Raw genomic sequence first — 15,549 nt, 5'->3', positions numbered from 1 at the left:
CTTGTTGTCCCTGTGCACCACACAATTCGCACATAAAAACACACGCGACAGATAGTCGCGTGTGTTTTTTGCCGTCAAAGTATTAGTTTTTAAATGCTCTAGTTGCCGCCACCGCTTGCTTCCAGCCATCGTACAGTTTTTCACTTTGTTCAGCTGGCATTTCGCTGGTGAAGGTTTTATCGACTTTCCATTGCTGCGCGATTTCTTCCTTGCTTTCCCAGAAACCAACTGCCAATCCAGCTAAGTAAGCTGCGCCGAGCGCTGTCGTTTCCTGGATGACCGGACGTTCAACTGGCACGTCCAAAATGTCGCTCTGGAATTGCACGAGGAAATCGTTCGCTACCGCTCCGCCATCCACACGCAAAGTTTTCAGTTCGATGCCCGCGTCTTCGATCATGACGTTCACGACATCTTTCGTCTGGTAAGCGAGTGATTCAAGCGTTGCGCGGATGAGATGCGCCCGTGTGGTGCCGCGCGTCAAGCCGAAAATGGCGCCGCGAGCGTCCGTATCCCAGTAAGGCGTGCCGAGCCCGACAAATGCCGGCACCATGTAGACGCCGTCTGTTGATTCGACGGAAGTGGCGTATTGCTCACTTTCCGGTGCGGTGTCCAAAATCTTCAAGCCATCGCGCAGCCATTGAATCGCAGAACCGGCAACGAAGATACTGCCTTCAAGCGCGTATTCCACTTTGCCGTCGATGCCCCATGCCAATGTCGTCAACAAGCCGTGTTCGGAAACGACGCCTTCTTCCCCCGTGTTCATCAGCATGAAACAGCCTGTTCCGTATGTGTTTTTGGCCATCCCTTTTTCAAAGCAGGCTTGGCCGAATAACGCAGCCTGTTGGTCACCTGCGATGCCGGCGATCGGCACTTCATTGCCAAAGAAATGATAATTGATTGTATTGGCATAGACTTCAGACGATTGGCGTACTTCCGGCAGCATGCTTTTCGGCACCGTCAGAATATCCAGCAATTCCTGATCCCATTCCAAATCATAAATATTGTACATCAGCGTACGGGAAGCGTTGCTGTAATCGGTAATATGCGCAGCGCCGCCAGATAGTTTGTAGACGAGCCACGTATCGATCGTTCCGAACATCAAATCGCCGTTTTCTGCTTTCTCCCGCGCGCCTTCGACATTATCCAAAATCCATTTCACTTTCGTTCCTGAGAAATAAGCGTCAATCAACAAGCCCGTTTTCTTGCGGAACAGCTCTTCATGCCCTTGCGCTTTCAACTCGCCGCAAATGTCCGCCGTCTGTCTCGATTGCCAGACAATCGCTTTGTAGATCGGTTTTCCCGTGTTGCGGTCCCAAACGACAGCCGTTTCGCGCTGGTTGGTGATGCCGATTCCTGCCACTTGATTTGCTTCAATGTCCGCCGTGCGCAAGGCTCCTGCCATACAAGCTAAAACTGAGGTCCAGATTTCATTCGCGTCATGCTCTACCCAGCCCGGTTTCGGGAAAAACTGTTCAAACTCCTGCTGGCCAGTTCCTACGATTTCTCCTTTGTGGTTGAACAATACCGCCCGTGAACTCGTTGTTCCTTGGTCAATCGCCATAATGTAATCTTTAGTCATCAATTATTCCTCCTCGAATGGTGTTTTGATCAATCGTTATTTGTCATCCACTAACGTGTCTTCGATTTCATTCGCTACAGTACGGCCTTTTTTCAATTCGGCGCTTGCTGCCCCAATCAAGATGCCGGCCATTACTATGCTCAAGCCCCAGAACAACAGGCTGTAATCACTTGTGAAGAAAGCTTTATAGAAAACCGCTCCATAAATACCGCCGAAAATCGGTCCGACGACGGGAACCCAAGCATAACTCCAGTCCGAACTTCCTTTTCCAGGAATAGGAAGTAAAGCATGTGCAATGCGGGGGCCAAGGTCACGCGCCGGGTTGATCGCGTAGCCTGTAGTGCCGCCGAGCGACATGCCGATTGCAATAATCAGAGCTCCAACAATCAAAGGATTCAAGCCATCTGTAAAGTCATTGGCGCCAATGAATAGCAACCCCATTACCAACACAGCAGTTCCAATAATCTCACTGACTAAATTCGAAAATGGGCTTCGAACAGCGGGACCCGTGGAGAATACAGCTAATTTCGCTCCTTGATCTTCCGTAATCTTCCAATGCGGCAAGTAATTCAAAAAGACGATTACTGCGCCGATAATCGCGCCGATCATTTGGGCGAGAATATACATCGGAACTTTCGACCACGGGAACTCGCCTACAGATGCCAATCCAAACGTCACCGCCGGATTGACGTGGGCTCCTGAAAAACTGCCCACTGCGTACACCGCCATCGTAACGGCCAGCCCCCACGCAATCGTGATGACGACCCACCCGCTGCCTTCAGCCTTGGAATCTTTCAAGACTACTCCCGCCACTACACCGCCGCCGAAAATAATCAAGATCATGGTCCCGATCAATTCTGCTAAAAACTCTGACATGCTTAACACTTCCTTTCCTTTTAAAGCAACAGCTGTGCAAATGCCCATTAAAAAAATCCGCAATTAATGAAAGTTCTCCTCGATAGAAGTACTCATTAATGTGCGAATCTCCGGGTCTCCAACACAACTCTTAACTTGTTATCTATAAGTTATACTTAAAAGAAAGCGCTGTCAATATATTTTTCTGAATTTTTGTTTAAATATTCCTGCTCTGCCTCCTAAATAATTCCCCCTGCTTGCTTCAAACAACTTCGCTGCGGCTCATCTTGCACTGAGAAAAGATTTCACGAAAAGCTAGCGCAGGAGCATCTTCATTTAAATAAAAAAAACAAGGCTTTGCACGAGAACGATGCAAAGCCTTGCTTATCGAGATGGCGGTTGTCGCCTATCACTTAGTTGTTTTTGTTATCCAATGCTTTGACCAATTCCTCAGCCAATGCTTCAGAAGCAAATGGGTCGCGGCCCGTCAATACTTGCTCATTGCCCCACACCACTTTTTCGTCTGCGGTGTAATTGGCCACTTCGTTCATTTTGCCTTCCAAGCTAAATGGCAGGATTTCCGGGAGACCTTCAGGTTCGACAGCTTCCGGGTACCCAGTAACGTCCAATCCAGCGATGATGCTTTGGCCGTCTGGGCGTTTCGTCCAGATCAACGGTGCAGGTCCATGGCACACTGCCGACACGATCTTGCCGTTGTCGTATACAGCGTTGATGATGCCGTGAAGCGTTTCATCTTCCGCGAGGTCATACATCGCGCCGTGTCCGCCGACGATGAAAATCGCGTCATATTCTTTCGCGTTCACATCCGATAATTTTTTCGTGTTGTCCGCAAGGCCGGATTCGTACATTTTCTTGTACTTGCCTTCTGGGTCATACTCTTCACTGATGCTGACTTCGTCAAGCGTCGGTTTGCCGCCTTTTGGCGAAGCGAGCTCCACTTGATGTCCTGCGTTCTTTAAAATTTCCATCGGTGCGAACAGTTCTTCTGCCCACCAGCCGGTTTCGTAATTGTTCTCCGTATCTTTATGTCCACTTGATAGCACTGCTAATACTTTAGCCATTGATAGTTCCTCCTCTGAAAATCATTCTGTCACTAGTTGTTCCCGAATGTTTTCGGATTTAAACAAACTTACAATTCCCTCAAATCCGTGCTTATTCTATTCACGGGCTGGCTGTTTCAAGAACAGCGCATTGCCATTTTTAATGAAACGCCAAACGACCGCCGCCAGGAAAATGACGATGCCTGCAATTAACACGCCTTGGATGACTGAAGCCATCACCGGGTCGAGCTGGCCGTTCGCGTACGAGCTATAGATGCCGAAAAATGCCCAAGCGAGCGGAATTGGAAACGCGGCGTTTTTGAAGCGCGACAAGTAGAACAGCACAAACGCGATGGCAATACCAAGGACGACGATGGTCCACACCGAATCTGAAATGCCGAGGCCGTTCCATTCCAATTGCACCAGCAACAGCGAGATGTTGACGATTGTCGCGATGAATACCCAGCCGCCGTATAACGTGAACGCAAGCCCTGCCAATGTCGATGGAAACTCAGAGCGATGCTTGTAGATCCGTTCGACGATGAACAGCAAGGAGAACAATAGCCCCAAGATCAACAAAGTCGAGATGCCAAGCGCCTCATACGAAAACGCCACAATCCAGCCCATATTAAACAGCGAACTCGCGATGAATAACGGTGAGATCAGCAGCACCAGCCGGCTGACCTTATCGTCTTTTCGTTTAATGAATAAATAAACGAGCGTCACCAGCACAAGCGTATAAATGACACCCCAAATCGAAAACGTAAACGGCGCCGGCGATATGAGCGTCATGTATTTATCCGAAATGTCTTTTTGCGTATTGCCGTTAAAGAACCCCGACGAACCGAGGTAATTGACGCCAAGCGTCGTGAAATAAGCAACCAGGTTCAAGATCGTAAACAGTTGGGTTTTCTTCAATGTGCGTTCATCCATGATGCGTTCATCCTCCCGAAAGATAATAGTCACTGGCAATATGCGCCTCTTTCTTTCTATCTTCCCGTTTTTGCCAGCCGGTGAAACGGTTTCCTGGAATGAATCGGATGAATTGTGTCATGCACAGGGACGTGCTAGTGACAAAACGCTGCTATATCAAGGTTTCTTGTGCTCGAATTGTGTCTTGCACAGGGATAGACAGAACGCTGCCGCTCTATCCCTTCACACCATCTCTCAGCCATTTCGCCGTCAATGTATCCGCTTCGAGCATCTCTTGCGGCGTGCCTTCAAACAGCACTTCGCCGCCTTTTTTGCCGCCGCTTGGGCCCATTTCGATGACCCAGTCGCTCGCTGCGATCAAGTTCAGGTTGTGCTCGATGAGGATGACCGAATTGCCTTTGTCGACGAGTGCTTGAAAGACGTCCAACAGATGGGCATTGTCTCGGGTATGCAAACCGAGTGACGGTTCGTCCAATAAATAGATCTGCCCTTCTTTTTTCAGGTGGCTCGCGAGCTTCAAACGCTGCACTTCGCCTCCGCTTAACGAGCCCGTCGTTTGCCCAAGTGTCAGATAGCCTAAGCCGACATCTTTTAACGTATCCACTTTTTTGACGATTTTCGGCATTTCCAAATACTCATTCGTTTCGTCGATCGTCAACTCCAAAATTTCCACAATGTTTTTTCCTTTATATCGGTAAGACAAAGCTTCATCTGAATACCTCGTGCCCTTGCATGCTTCACAAGTCACCGTCACGGGATCCGCAAAAGCGACGTTCGGCGTGGTGATGCCTTTGCCTTCACATACCGGGCAGGCGCCCAATGAATTAAAGCTGAACAAGCCCGCCGGCTGTCCGGTTTGTTTTGCCAGGATCGATCGGATGTCGCTCATGATGCCCATATAGGTCGCGAGCGTTGAACGGCTGGACGTGCCGATGCTACCTTGGCCGACCGCAATCGTTTCAGGATAATTGCCGGTAAATGCGCCGAACATCAATGAGCTTTTTCCGGAACCGGAAACGCCACACACCGAGACGAGGGCATTCTGTGGAATTTCCACACTGACATTTTTCAAATTATTATCGGAAGCATGTTTGATCGAAAACGTTTTTTCAGCTGTTCTCGGCTGTTCATTCACCGTTACGGTGTGGTCCAAATCCGTGATGGCGGAAGCTTTCTTCAAGCCTTCCTGCCCGCCTTGATACACCACTTCACCGCCGCTTCTGCCTGCGCCCGGTCCCATTTCGATGATTTCATCCGCCGTCTTGATGACCGCCAGATTGTGCTCGATGACGACCACGGTATTATAGTTGTCCCGTATGCTTTCCAGCATATGCGTCAACATATTGATTTCCTCCGGATGCAAACCGGCACTCGGCTCATCGAAAATATACGTGATGTTGTTTAGGCTGCTGCCGAGGTGGCGTGCGATTTTCACGCGTTGCGCTTCCCCGCCGGACAAAGTGCCCATTTTGCGCGACAAGCTCAAATAGCTGAGCCCCAAACCGACCAGCTGCTTTACGCTCGGATGCGCCTGCTGGGCAATCGACTTGCCGATCGGGTCGTCGATTTTCTCCAGTTCACCAAGCAGTTCCGTCAATTCCAAACGGGCATAATTGGCGATGTTCAAGCCGTTGATTTTGCACTCCAGCACTCTCGGATTGAGTCCAGAACCTTCACAAACCGGGCACGGGGTACGCGTAGTCAGCGCCAAGACGTCTTCCTGGGAGACGATTTTCAGTTTCGTCAGGTCCCGGTTGATGTACAAGCGAATAAACCTCGGAAGCAGACCGTCCCACTCGATTTCGCGATCGCCTTCTTTGTAATAATAAGTGCTAAATGCACGTTCTCCTTCCGGCGGCCCGTATACGAGCAGATTGTACTTTTCTTCCGTGAAATCTTTGATGGGGAGATCGGGATCGAACAATCCGCCGTCCCTCATCCATCTGCCTTGCCAACCAGGAGGCGCAAGCGGCTTGAAGCGCACCGCGGACTCCCGGATTGATTTCGTGTGATCGATTAGCTTGTGGATATCCGGCGTAACGACTTCGCCGAAGCCATTGCATTCCGGACAGTTGCCGAACGAACTTTCACTCGAAAACTCAGTCGCCGAGCCGATCGGCGGACTGCCAATTCTCGAGAACAACAGCCGGATCAGCGGGTCGATATCCATATACGTGCCGACCGTCGAGCGCGAATTGCCCCTGACCGGCTTTTGTTCCACAACCACTACCGGGCTTAAATGCTGCATCAAATCGGCATGCGGCCGCTCGTATCTCGGCATCTGGTGCCGGATATACAGCGGATAGTTCAAGGTCATCTGCCTTCTGCTTTCCGTCGCCAAGGTATCGAACACAACCGAACTTTTCCCCGAACCCGACAAGCCGGTAAACACATTGATCTTTTCTTTCGGGATATTCAAATCGATATTCTTCAAATTGTTTTCACGAAGCCCTCGCAATATGATTTCATCTCGTTTTTCTGGCATGTTAACATCCTCCTTTTCCAATCCGATCAGTGGATTACACTACTATATAGAAACGTTCCCTATTTCGAGGTGGTTCACACAACCAGTTTGTCCCTGTGCACCGCACAATTCCCACACAATTCATCAGAGTATAGAAAAAGACGCATCCGCCAGCGCGGATGCGTCGAATAATTGTGTGGTACACAGGGGCGTTCTTTCACCGAAATGCTGTTACACCAAGGGTCTGATCCTCCGAATTGTGTAGCGCACAGGGACACAAGGCCTTTCCCCTCGACACGGATGATATACTGAAAATACAGACATTCTACGCAAAGGAGACAGTGGCTAGACATGATGCGATCTTTTCAATTCGCCGGCAGCCGAATCGTAAAAACCGGCATAGCGATATTTTTGACGGCCACTATTTGCCTTTGGTTCAACTGGCCGCCAGTCTTTGCGGTCATAACGGCTATCGTGACAATCGAGCCGACCGTCAGCGATTCGATCAAGAAAGGGCTGGTCCGCTTTCCTGCTTCGGCTATTGGTTCAGCCTTTGCCGTGTTCTTTATCACCTTATTCGGGAATTCCCCGATTACATATACACTTGCCGCGGTCGCCACGATCCTGGTGTGTTTCAGGCTCAATCTCCATGCCGGCTTGCTGGTGGCGACGTTAACCTCTGTCGCGATGGTGGAAGTCATCCATGACAATTTCCTGTTCTCGTTCTTCATCCGTTTAGGGACGACAACGATCGGCCTGGTCGTCTCGACCGCCGTCAATATACTTGTGTTCCCGCCAAACTACAGCACCGCTATCCTAAAAAGCATCCACAGTATCAGCGGTCGGGCCGGGGGCATGCTCGAGCACACGATCCGCACAATCCTCTTCGACCGGGATGCAGGCTTGCAGGAAGATAAGAAAATCGTTAAGCAACTAACGACGGAAATCCGCAAGACCGAACAATTGATTCATTACCAACGGGATGAAGCCAGTTTGTATCCATGGGTGCGTAACCGGGAAGCCGAACTTCAGATGGCGGAGAGGCAATTGCTGTTTCTCGACAATTTCGAGTACCATTTGAATGCATTGCTTCGCGTCCCCGTGCAAGATATCCAGTGGACACAAGCCGAGCGGGAAACCATTATGGATGCCGTGTCGGCGCTTGCCGACGATTTGCAGCATTCCATCGATTACAATCACGACAAGCATCAGGATCAATTAAAAAGCATCACCGACCTGTTCTGGGAAAACAGCAAACAAGTGCCGTCAAATGACGCCCCGCACCCTACACTGTTCCCCCCGGAATTCCGGATCCTCTATGAACTTGTTACCATTTATGATTTGGTCGATAAATTTTTCGACCCGAACAGCGTAGAGGCTGTGCAGCAAGCAGAAAAATCATAGAGACAAAAAAGGCCGTGCCGGAAACTCTTCAGTTTCTGGCACGGCCTTTTCGGTTGAATTGTGTGGCGCACAGGGGCGTCCCTACACGCAAATCTTACTGCAGCAAGGTTTTGACTGCAGAAATTGTGTGTTGCACAGGGACATTACTTATCCCGATTCGTCACCTTATACGTCTCGCCCTTGCTGTCGTAAGTGATCCACTCGCCTACCGGTTCACCTTGTTCAAAATGGCCTGAGCGTTTTAAGGTTCCATCGGCTCTGTACCATTCCCAGTAGCCCTCTGGCTCCCCATCAACGATCTTGCCTTTGGACCATATCGTTTTCCCGTTGGCATGGTACTTGATCGTATAACCATCAATCACTTCAAGCTTCTTTTCCTTCACACCGTTTGGTTTCACCACATCACATTTTTCCTCATCCATGATGGCTCCAACTCCTTCCGGCTGATTGAATTGTGTGGCGCACAGGGACATCCGGCATCCGAAACCCTGCTATTTCAACAATCTCATCCCTGAAATTGTGTGATGCACAGGGACAACTAAAACTAGTTCTCCATCCCCAGCGCAATCCGGATATGCGCCAAATGATGCTCTTCATGCCACGACAGTTTCGCCAAATTTTCCGCAACGCGAACTTCGCCGTCTGTTTCGTGGATGAAGACTCGGTCCAATTGCGTGCCCGTCACATAATTCCCGAGCGCCACGATCCGTTCGTTCAATCCTTCTAACATCCGGATGGAACTTTCCACCGGCAATCGGTTGTCCGGCAGATACGCCCATTTGTCCTGGTCAAACTCAGAAACGGTCGGTTGGTATTCCGTCAGCGCCAGTTTCAGGCGTTGATACAAAGACAGTTGCGAATCCGCAATATGATGCACGAGCTGTCGCACCGTCCAGCTGCCTTCCCTGTAAGTCTTGGCCAACTCCTCATCGCTCAAGGAGTCCACCACCTCGCGAAGACGCGTCGTGTAGCTATTGATTTCGTTAAGCCATTTTTTGACTTCTTCATTCGTTACTTGTTCCGGAACTTGCATTTGCCCAATCGGAAATTGCACATCCATTTGTCTAACCCCTTTTCCAAGCGCATTTAGAAAACGCTCTCTTCACGCTCAATATATCAATGGAGATTCCATTTGTAAACATGCCTTGGGTATACGCGAACTTGCGGCAAAATCACCATCTGCTCGCCATCATTCCTTATAATATTCCACACTTTCCGTCGCTCCTAATTCCACCGGTGTAATCGTGATGCTGCCGCCCTCTTGAATCAACCCATCCTCGCCAAATTCCGTCCCCGGCTCCAAGGTGATCGTCAAGGTCGGTTTGCTTGGATCCCCTCTCACCACAAGCGTGTAGATCCCGAATTGTTCGGTGTTTCGGATATTGTAATAATAAAGTTCATCGTCATTTGCATACACCAATTCATTATTGTCCGACATGAAGTAGTTCTGCGGATTGCCTGGCTCTACCCATTTGCCGATCAGGCTGACCGCGACATTTTGATAGCTGACGTAATCGCTGCTTCTGAAATTATAAATTTGATGGTCGATGGTGCCGTAATCGCTCGTTTTATACGTCAAAGCTGCAATATCTTCGGCGGTCCATTGGAGTTTATAGCCCTCATCTTCCAGCACTTTATATGCCGAACTGCCTTCTAGCACACCGACTTCCCGGCCGAATAAGAGGCCCTTTCGCTTCAACCGGGCCGTCTCTTTCTTCATTTTCGGGTATTCTTTCAAAATTAATTCATGCTCGCCATTTTCCGATTCCGCAATCAGCACATTCGCATCGCCCATATAATAGAAGAACGTCGTATTCGCCGTAAACAAACCGATCGCGATTAGCGCGAATCCCCATTTCACATAAGCATTCGAAAATAGCCAAGCGGCCCCGCTCAATAGGAAACCGATAATGCCGTAGTTAATCAAATAAAACTGCCATTCATGAATAAGCCAGTACCCTCTTGGTTCGGCAATCCCGATAAGCAAGGCTTGAAAAATCGCCAGTATCATCCCCGCGGCAAGCAATGAAATTCCGAGTATCTTCTTTTTATTCATTTCGCATCCCTCGCAAATCAAAATGCGCCATGATTTCTTCGTAAAGTGCATCTCCCGAAGAAATCGGATCCCATGTCACACCGGCATTCACGCTCCGGAAAATAAGTGTTTCTGCCTCACCGCTCTCGCCGTCCCGAACCGCTGCCAAATAACCGGTTTGCCCACTATCAATGAAATCAATGTGCATTTCTTCGTAGCCAGTTCCAAGGTCTTGCGTAGCGGTTCGCGAAATGCTGCCGACGCTCCACCCTTGCCCCCGGCTATCGGTTCTCAAGATGCTGATGTTTTCCGGCCCGCGCCCTCCGTAAACAATGGCAATGTTACCGGGCGATATGTACGTATTGCTTCGTGAAATATCATCGAGATACTCGTTCACGCGCGCGTATCCCAATTCATGATCGTCTGGCACTGGAATCCAGCTTTCGCCTTCATTCACCGTGACGAAAAGTTCCGTTTCATAAATCACGTAATCTTGTTCCGTGTCGACTGGCAAAACCGCTTCCTTTGTTCCTGGCACCGGGTGCGACATAATTTTATCGACATCCGCCGTCACTTCCGGGAGCGGCGGTGCTTCGGCAACCGCAGGGCTCTTTACCACGTACTCTGAATCGATGCTGGCGATGGTGTCCGTGCTCACTTTGAAAGCCCCGTAACTCAACACGAGCGCCAACAAGCCGACTAAACTGATTTTCAAAACCTTCATAGCATACCCTTTCCAAAAAGTAGTAATTCCATTTTAACACGCTTCCAGAGCAGCAAACGCCTAAGCGTTATTCTCTATTTTATTCAAAAGAAGTTCTATGATTCCGGAAGTTCCATTTCTTTCTGCTGCAATGCAAAATCGTGCTACTATAAGAGCAAAATACGATTCGTTCTGCACTTTAATGAAAGGCGGCGATGAGGATGGTCGGGGAAAAGAAGCCACGGTTTGTTCTCGGTTTGATGACAGTCGCATCCATCGTCTCGATTTCTTTTTTGCTGCAAGTTACTGGCAACCCGTTCCTCAACAGTATCATTATGCTGCTCGTGTTCTACATCGTCCTGCCGATATGGATCTGCAGCCATTACTTCAAAAAGCGCGGCGTGACACTGCGCCAAGTCGTCTTTGTCCAAGGCATCGCACGCTGGCTGTTGCCGATTGCCGGGCTCAGTTTGCTGATCATGATTTTCTCCACGAGCATCTATTGGCTGTTATTGCGCGGGCTTATGGCCATCGCTCCCGCCCTGGTCAACCTCTTCCTCACGCCGCAGCCGCTCCCGGATGTGTTCTGGTATATAGCGGCGACCGCTTTCATTGTCGCCATCATCGCGCCAATCGCGGAGGAATTCGTCTTCCGCGGCGTTCTCTTGAATCAGCTGATGGACGTATTCGGCTTGTGGAAAGGCATCGGCATCACAAGCTTGATCTTCGCTGTCTTCCACCTCAATTTTTTCGGCGCCTTCCTGTTCGCGGTCATCGCATCTCTCCTATATGTCAAAACCGGCAATTTGCTGGCACCGATTTTGCTTCACATCGCCAACAACCTACTCGCCGTCTACCAAGCCTTCGCCGACACCTCGTTTATGGAATGGCTGACGGTGACTAGCGTCAACGACCTGTATACCAAAACCGCACCGAATCTCGTCGCTTTGATTGCGAGCACAGTGTTATTGCTGCTTATGATCGGCTGGCTGGCAAGGGGCTTGAAACAGCACAGATCGGCAATTCGGTAATTCAACAACCTTCAGGAACAGGTCCTCACATTTTATTGATGAATTAAAAAATGCCCTGGCTATGAAAAGCGCAGGACATACTTCATTGCGATCAAACTTCTTTCCTCACAAAATAAACCTGTTCACCCGGCAGCTCCAAACAATTCAACTGCCCGCCATACACCGCGCCCCCATCGATGCCGATGATGCGGTTGTCGCCAAAATAAACGCTCGTATCATCCGACCCTCTCAGCTTAAATGTCGGCGTGTGGCCGAAGACGACTTTCTTATCGCCTACATAGCCTCGATGAAATTCATCGCGGATCCACATTAATAAATACGGATCTGTCTCTTCAACCGCAACACCCGGCTGAACGCCTGCATGCACGAATAAGTAGCCATCTGCTTCGTAGTAAAACTTCGTCTCTTTCAAAAACTCGATATGCTCCCAAAACAGCTCCATCGCCGGAAGCTTCATGCCTTTTATGGAAGAATCGTAACTTTGCAAAGTGGAAAGCGCCCCGTTGCGCACCCAGTTTCCCGCTGCGCCGGTTTCACCCCTCGCTGCTTCCAGCATCATTTGGTCGTGATTGCCGCGCAGCACAATCGCGCCTTGCTGCTTCAATTCGACGACCCGCTCCAGCACGCCTTTGGAATCCGGGCCGCGGTCCACATAATCACCGAGTAAAATCAGCTGGTCGTTCGATGCGTCATACGCCACTTTCTCCAGCAACTCATTGAACAAGTCCAGCTCTCCGTGAATATCGCTAATGGCTAAAATCCGTTTCATCGTGTACACCTCCCGCTCCCCGTCTTCCACTACATCTTTAAATTCATCTGGCTTCCTGATATATGCGTACTTCCCTATTGGCAATCAAACTCCTGCAAAACAATCTCTATTTTTCGTTTACCATCTTTGTCCAATTCTTTACCCTCCGCATGGACAGCGAAACCCTCACGCCTCGTTCAGCTTGAACGGTTATCGCTTGCACTCATTCACTATTGCTGTTAATTTTAGAGTGACCGTTATATATAAATCAATGGAGGAATGGCTCATGAGCACCAAAAAAGAAGATTTGCTGGTGGCTGCAGAACAGCTGTTTTACCAGCACGGCTTTCATGCCATTGGCTTGAAGGCGATTGTCCAGGAAGCGGACGTGGCGCTGATGACGCTGTATAATCATTTTAATTCCAAAGACGAACTGATCTTGGAGATCTTGACCCGCAGATCGCAGGTCTATATGGATTATCTCGAACAGGCGAAACAACAAGCGACGGGATCGGTCGCAGAACGGCTGGCAATCGGCCATTTGAATTGGCTAAAGCATACCGCTTCTAATGGCTGCATGTTCTTGCGGGCGAAAGAAGAATTCGTCAGCGAGCCCGACCATCCGATTGTCCAATTAGTCACCTCCCATAAAGAAGACACGAGGCAGATGTTCCTGTCGAACGGGCTCACCTCCACTGAAGCGACCCGCTTGTCCTTGCTCTTTGAAGGGGCTGTTTCTTTGGCCGAAATCTCCCCTATTGAGGAAGTCGAAAATGCCTTGATGGCCATGGTGCAACATGTATAAGTAAGCGGTATGCTTACTTTTTTTACCCTAAAAATATAGTGACCGTTCTATCTATATTAAGGAATGAAGAATGATACACAAAACCGTGTTATTTTTTTATCTCAAAAGTATAGTGACCGTTCTATCTAATAAAAGGAGTGAATAATTATGTGGAAAATTGTTTTACCCGGCATCGCCATGATCGGCGTCACGTATGCCTTCGCCAGATACAGTTTCGGCTTGTTCTTGCCGGAAATCAGCAGCACCTTAAACCTATCCGAAAGCCAGTCGGGACTGATCGGTTCGGTGGCTTATGCCGCCTATACACTGGCCTTGGTGACTGCCGCTCTATTCATCCATAAACAGAGCGCGCGCCACGTCGTATTATATTCAGGAGCCACCGCTTTTATCGGCATGCTCGGAATGGCTATGTCGCAAGGCTTCTATACGCTTGCCATCAGCGCATTTGTCGCAGGACTCGGTAGCGGCTGGGTCTCCCCCGCCTTCAGCCAAGTCGTTGCACAATCACTTGAGAGCCGCGAACGCGACAAAGGCAATACGTGGATTAATACAGGAACGAGCGTCGGGGTCGTCGCGAGCGGCCCTGTCGCATTGGTATTTGCCGAGCAATGGCGCTGGGGCTATGTGCTGTTCGCGATTCTGGCATTTTTGACGCTGTGGTGGAATGCACGCGCGATCAAGCGAGCGAAACAAGAACCGGAACAATCCACTGGCAGCAAGTTTAAACTAAGCCTGCTCAGCGAAGCGCGCTTTATGATTCTCGCAGCAATAGGCATCGGTTTCAGCTCCTCCATTTATTGGACCTTTTCACGAAGCTACTTGACCGAAACGCACGATTTCTCGACAAGCGGAAGCATGGTCTTCTGGATCGTCATGGGCGCCGCCGGCATCATCGGCGGCATCGCCGGGACCATCATTCAGCGCATCGGGCTCGGCTGGTCTTACCGTCTCGGCGTGTTGGTCGCGACCGCATCTCTTGTCACCCTGACCATTCCGCACCCTGCTTCGATTTTCCTGTCGGCAATCCTGTTCGGCATCTCATTCATTTTCATGACCGGCTTATTCATCGTCTGGGGCACGCGCCATTTCCCGGATACGCCTTCTGTCGGCGTAAGCTTGTCATTCTTCTCGCTCGGCATCGGCCAATCGATTGGATCGATCGCAGCGGGCATCTTGATCGACAGCATGTCCTATCCGATTGCCTTTTTATCATTCGCAGCGATCGGCCTGCTGTTTATCTTCATTAAAACAAATGCCCAGCCCGATTCGACACAGGAAAACGCTACGTAGCCGAGTTCATCTGTTTAGGAAACGAAAACGGGAACGATGCTTTACTGGCATCGTTCCCGTTTTTTATTCGGAAGGAATCCGTCGCTTTAAAGAGAATGGATATGAACCATCACTATTCAAAAGGAAGGAGGCAATCCCATGGAGAACAACCAATTGCTCCGTATGGACAACGTCGGCATCGTCGTGGAGTCACTCGACGACGCCATCGCATTCTTCGAAGAAATCGGCTTGGAGCTCGAAGGCCGCGGCATGATTGAAGGCGAATGGACAGGACGCGTCACGGGGCTCGGCAACCAGCAAGTCGAAATCGCCATGATGGTGACGCCGGACGGACACAGCCGGATAGAATTGTCACGCTTTCTCACACCGTCTGTTACCAGCGATCACCGGACAGCCCCGGTCAATTCACTCGGGTATTTACGCGTCATGTTCGCGGTCAAAAATATCGACGACATGGTCGCTAGACTCACGACACACGGCGCCAAGCTTGTTGGCGAAGTGGTGCAATACGAAAACGCATACCGGCTCTGTTATATCCGAGGGCCTGAAGGGATTCTCGTTGGTCTTGCGGAACCGCTCGAGAATCCTTAGACCACAGACATTCCGTTGTTTTTGATAATGAAGCGGGTATACATGAAGCA

General features: G+C 49.8%; 15 protein-coding genes. 5 read left to right on the top strand and 10 right to left on the bottom strand.

The window, feature by feature from the left end; translation table 11 throughout:
- Positions 1–82 precede the first annotated feature (82 nt).
- From glpK to M1Q06_RS03675, 5 genes are all read right to left on the bottom strand, one after another.
- Entirely contained in the window at positions 83–1,579 is a 1,497-nt protein-coding gene (glpK, locus tag M1Q06_RS03695) for a glycerol kinase GlpK (RefSeq protein ID WP_434401676.1), read from the bottom strand.
- A 36-nt stretch (positions 1,580–1,615) separates the two neighbouring features.
- Positions 1,616–2,455, bottom strand: a complete 840-nt coding sequence (locus tag M1Q06_RS03690; protein ID WP_101192141.1) for an MIP/aquaporin family protein — start codon at positions 2,453–2,455, stop codon at positions 1,616–1,618.
- A 392-nt stretch (positions 2,456–2,847) separates the two neighbouring features.
- On the bottom strand, positions 2,848–3,516 hold the full coding sequence (locus tag M1Q06_RS03685) for a type 1 glutamine amidotransferase domain-containing protein (RefSeq protein ID WP_101189663.1): 669 nt from the start codon (positions 3,514–3,516) through the stop codon (positions 2,848–2,850).
- Positions 3,517–3,612: 96 nt separating this feature from the next.
- A complete protein-coding gene (locus M1Q06_RS03680) occupies positions 3,613–4,428 on the bottom strand; it encodes a tryptophan-rich sensory protein (RefSeq protein ID WP_434401673.1) in 816 nt (271 codons plus the stop codon).
- Between the two features lie 214 nt (positions 4,429–4,642).
- A complete protein-coding gene (locus M1Q06_RS03675) occupies positions 4,643–6,913 on the bottom strand; it encodes an excinuclease ABC subunit UvrA (RefSeq protein WP_434401671.1) in 2,271 nt (756 codons plus the stop codon).
- Positions 6,914–7,246: 333 nt separating this feature from the next.
- Between M1Q06_RS03675 and M1Q06_RS03670 the strand changes: the two genes are divergently transcribed.
- A complete protein-coding gene (locus M1Q06_RS03670; protein WP_434402809.1) occupies positions 7,247–8,296 on the top strand; it encodes an aromatic acid exporter family protein in 1,050 nt (349 codons plus the stop codon).
- Positions 8,297–8,439: 143 nt separating this feature from the next.
- Here the strand turns inward: M1Q06_RS03670 and M1Q06_RS03665 are convergent, their stop codons facing one another.
- The 4 genes from M1Q06_RS03665 to M1Q06_RS03650 form a co-directional block, all read right to left on the bottom strand.
- Positions 8,440–8,718 (bottom strand): hypothetical protein, encoded by a 279-nt coding sequence (locus M1Q06_RS03665; protein ID WP_434401670.1) that lies wholly within the window; start codon positions 8,716–8,718, stop codon positions 8,440–8,442.
- Between the two features lie 122 nt (positions 8,719–8,840).
- The gene (locus M1Q06_RS03660) at positions 8,841–9,356 is read right to left on the bottom strand and encodes a YfiT family bacillithiol transferase (protein ID WP_434401668.1); all 516 of its coding nucleotides are present in this window, start codon (positions 9,354–9,356) and stop codon (positions 8,841–8,843) included.
- A gap of 129 nt (positions 9,357–9,485) precedes the next feature.
- Positions 9,486–10,352, bottom strand: a complete 867-nt coding sequence (locus M1Q06_RS03655) for a hypothetical protein (RefSeq protein WP_434401666.1) — start codon at positions 10,350–10,352, stop codon at positions 9,486–9,488.
- Positions 10,345–11,055 (bottom strand): hypothetical protein, encoded by a 711-nt coding sequence (locus tag M1Q06_RS03650; protein ID WP_434401664.1) that lies wholly within the window; start codon positions 11,053–11,055, stop codon positions 10,345–10,347. The genes M1Q06_RS03655 and M1Q06_RS03650 overlap by 8 nt, the downstream gene beginning before the upstream one ends.
- Positions 11,056–11,255: 200 nt before the next feature.
- On the opposite strand from M1Q06_RS03650, the gene M1Q06_RS03645 reads away from it, so the two are divergent.
- Positions 11,256–12,065 (top strand): lysostaphin resistance A-like protein, encoded by an 810-nt coding sequence (locus M1Q06_RS03645; protein WP_434401662.1) that lies wholly within the window; start codon positions 11,256–11,258, stop codon positions 12,063–12,065.
- A gap of 91 nt (positions 12,066–12,156) precedes the next feature.
- On the opposite strand, the gene M1Q06_RS03640 is transcribed toward M1Q06_RS03645, so the two are convergent.
- Positions 12,157–12,834 carry a metallophosphoesterase family protein gene (locus M1Q06_RS03640; RefSeq protein WP_434401660.1) on the bottom strand — a complete coding sequence of 226 codons (678 nt, stop codon included), beginning with the start codon at positions 12,832–12,834 and terminating at the stop codon, positions 12,157–12,159.
- A 265-nt stretch (positions 12,835–13,099) separates the two neighbouring features.
- Here M1Q06_RS03640 and M1Q06_RS03635 point away from each other — a divergent pair, with 265 nt between their 5' ends.
- The 3 genes from M1Q06_RS03635 (at position 13,100) to M1Q06_RS03625 (ending at position 15,499) form a co-directional block, all read left to right on the top strand.
- Entirely contained in the window at positions 13,100–13,618 is a 519-nt protein-coding gene (locus M1Q06_RS03635; RefSeq protein WP_434401658.1) for a TetR/AcrR family transcriptional regulator, read from the top strand.
- 147 nt (positions 13,619–13,765) lie between these two features.
- A complete protein-coding gene (locus M1Q06_RS03630; RefSeq protein ID WP_434401656.1) occupies positions 13,766–14,908 on the top strand; it encodes an MFS transporter in 1,143 nt (380 codons plus the stop codon).
- Between the two features lie 138 nt (positions 14,909–15,046).
- The gene (locus M1Q06_RS03625; RefSeq protein WP_434401655.1) at positions 15,047–15,499 is read left to right on the top strand and encodes a VOC family protein; all 453 of its coding nucleotides are present in this window, start codon (positions 15,047–15,049) and stop codon (positions 15,497–15,499) included.
- Positions 15,500–15,549: the final 50 nt, after the last annotated feature.

This window comes from Planococcus sp. 11815, assembly GCF_051096385.1.
Classification (GTDB): domain Bacteria; phylum Bacillota; class Bacilli; order Bacillales_A; family Planococcaceae; genus Planococcus; species Planococcus citreus.
This window is presented reverse-complemented; position numbering and strand designations above follow the sequence as displayed.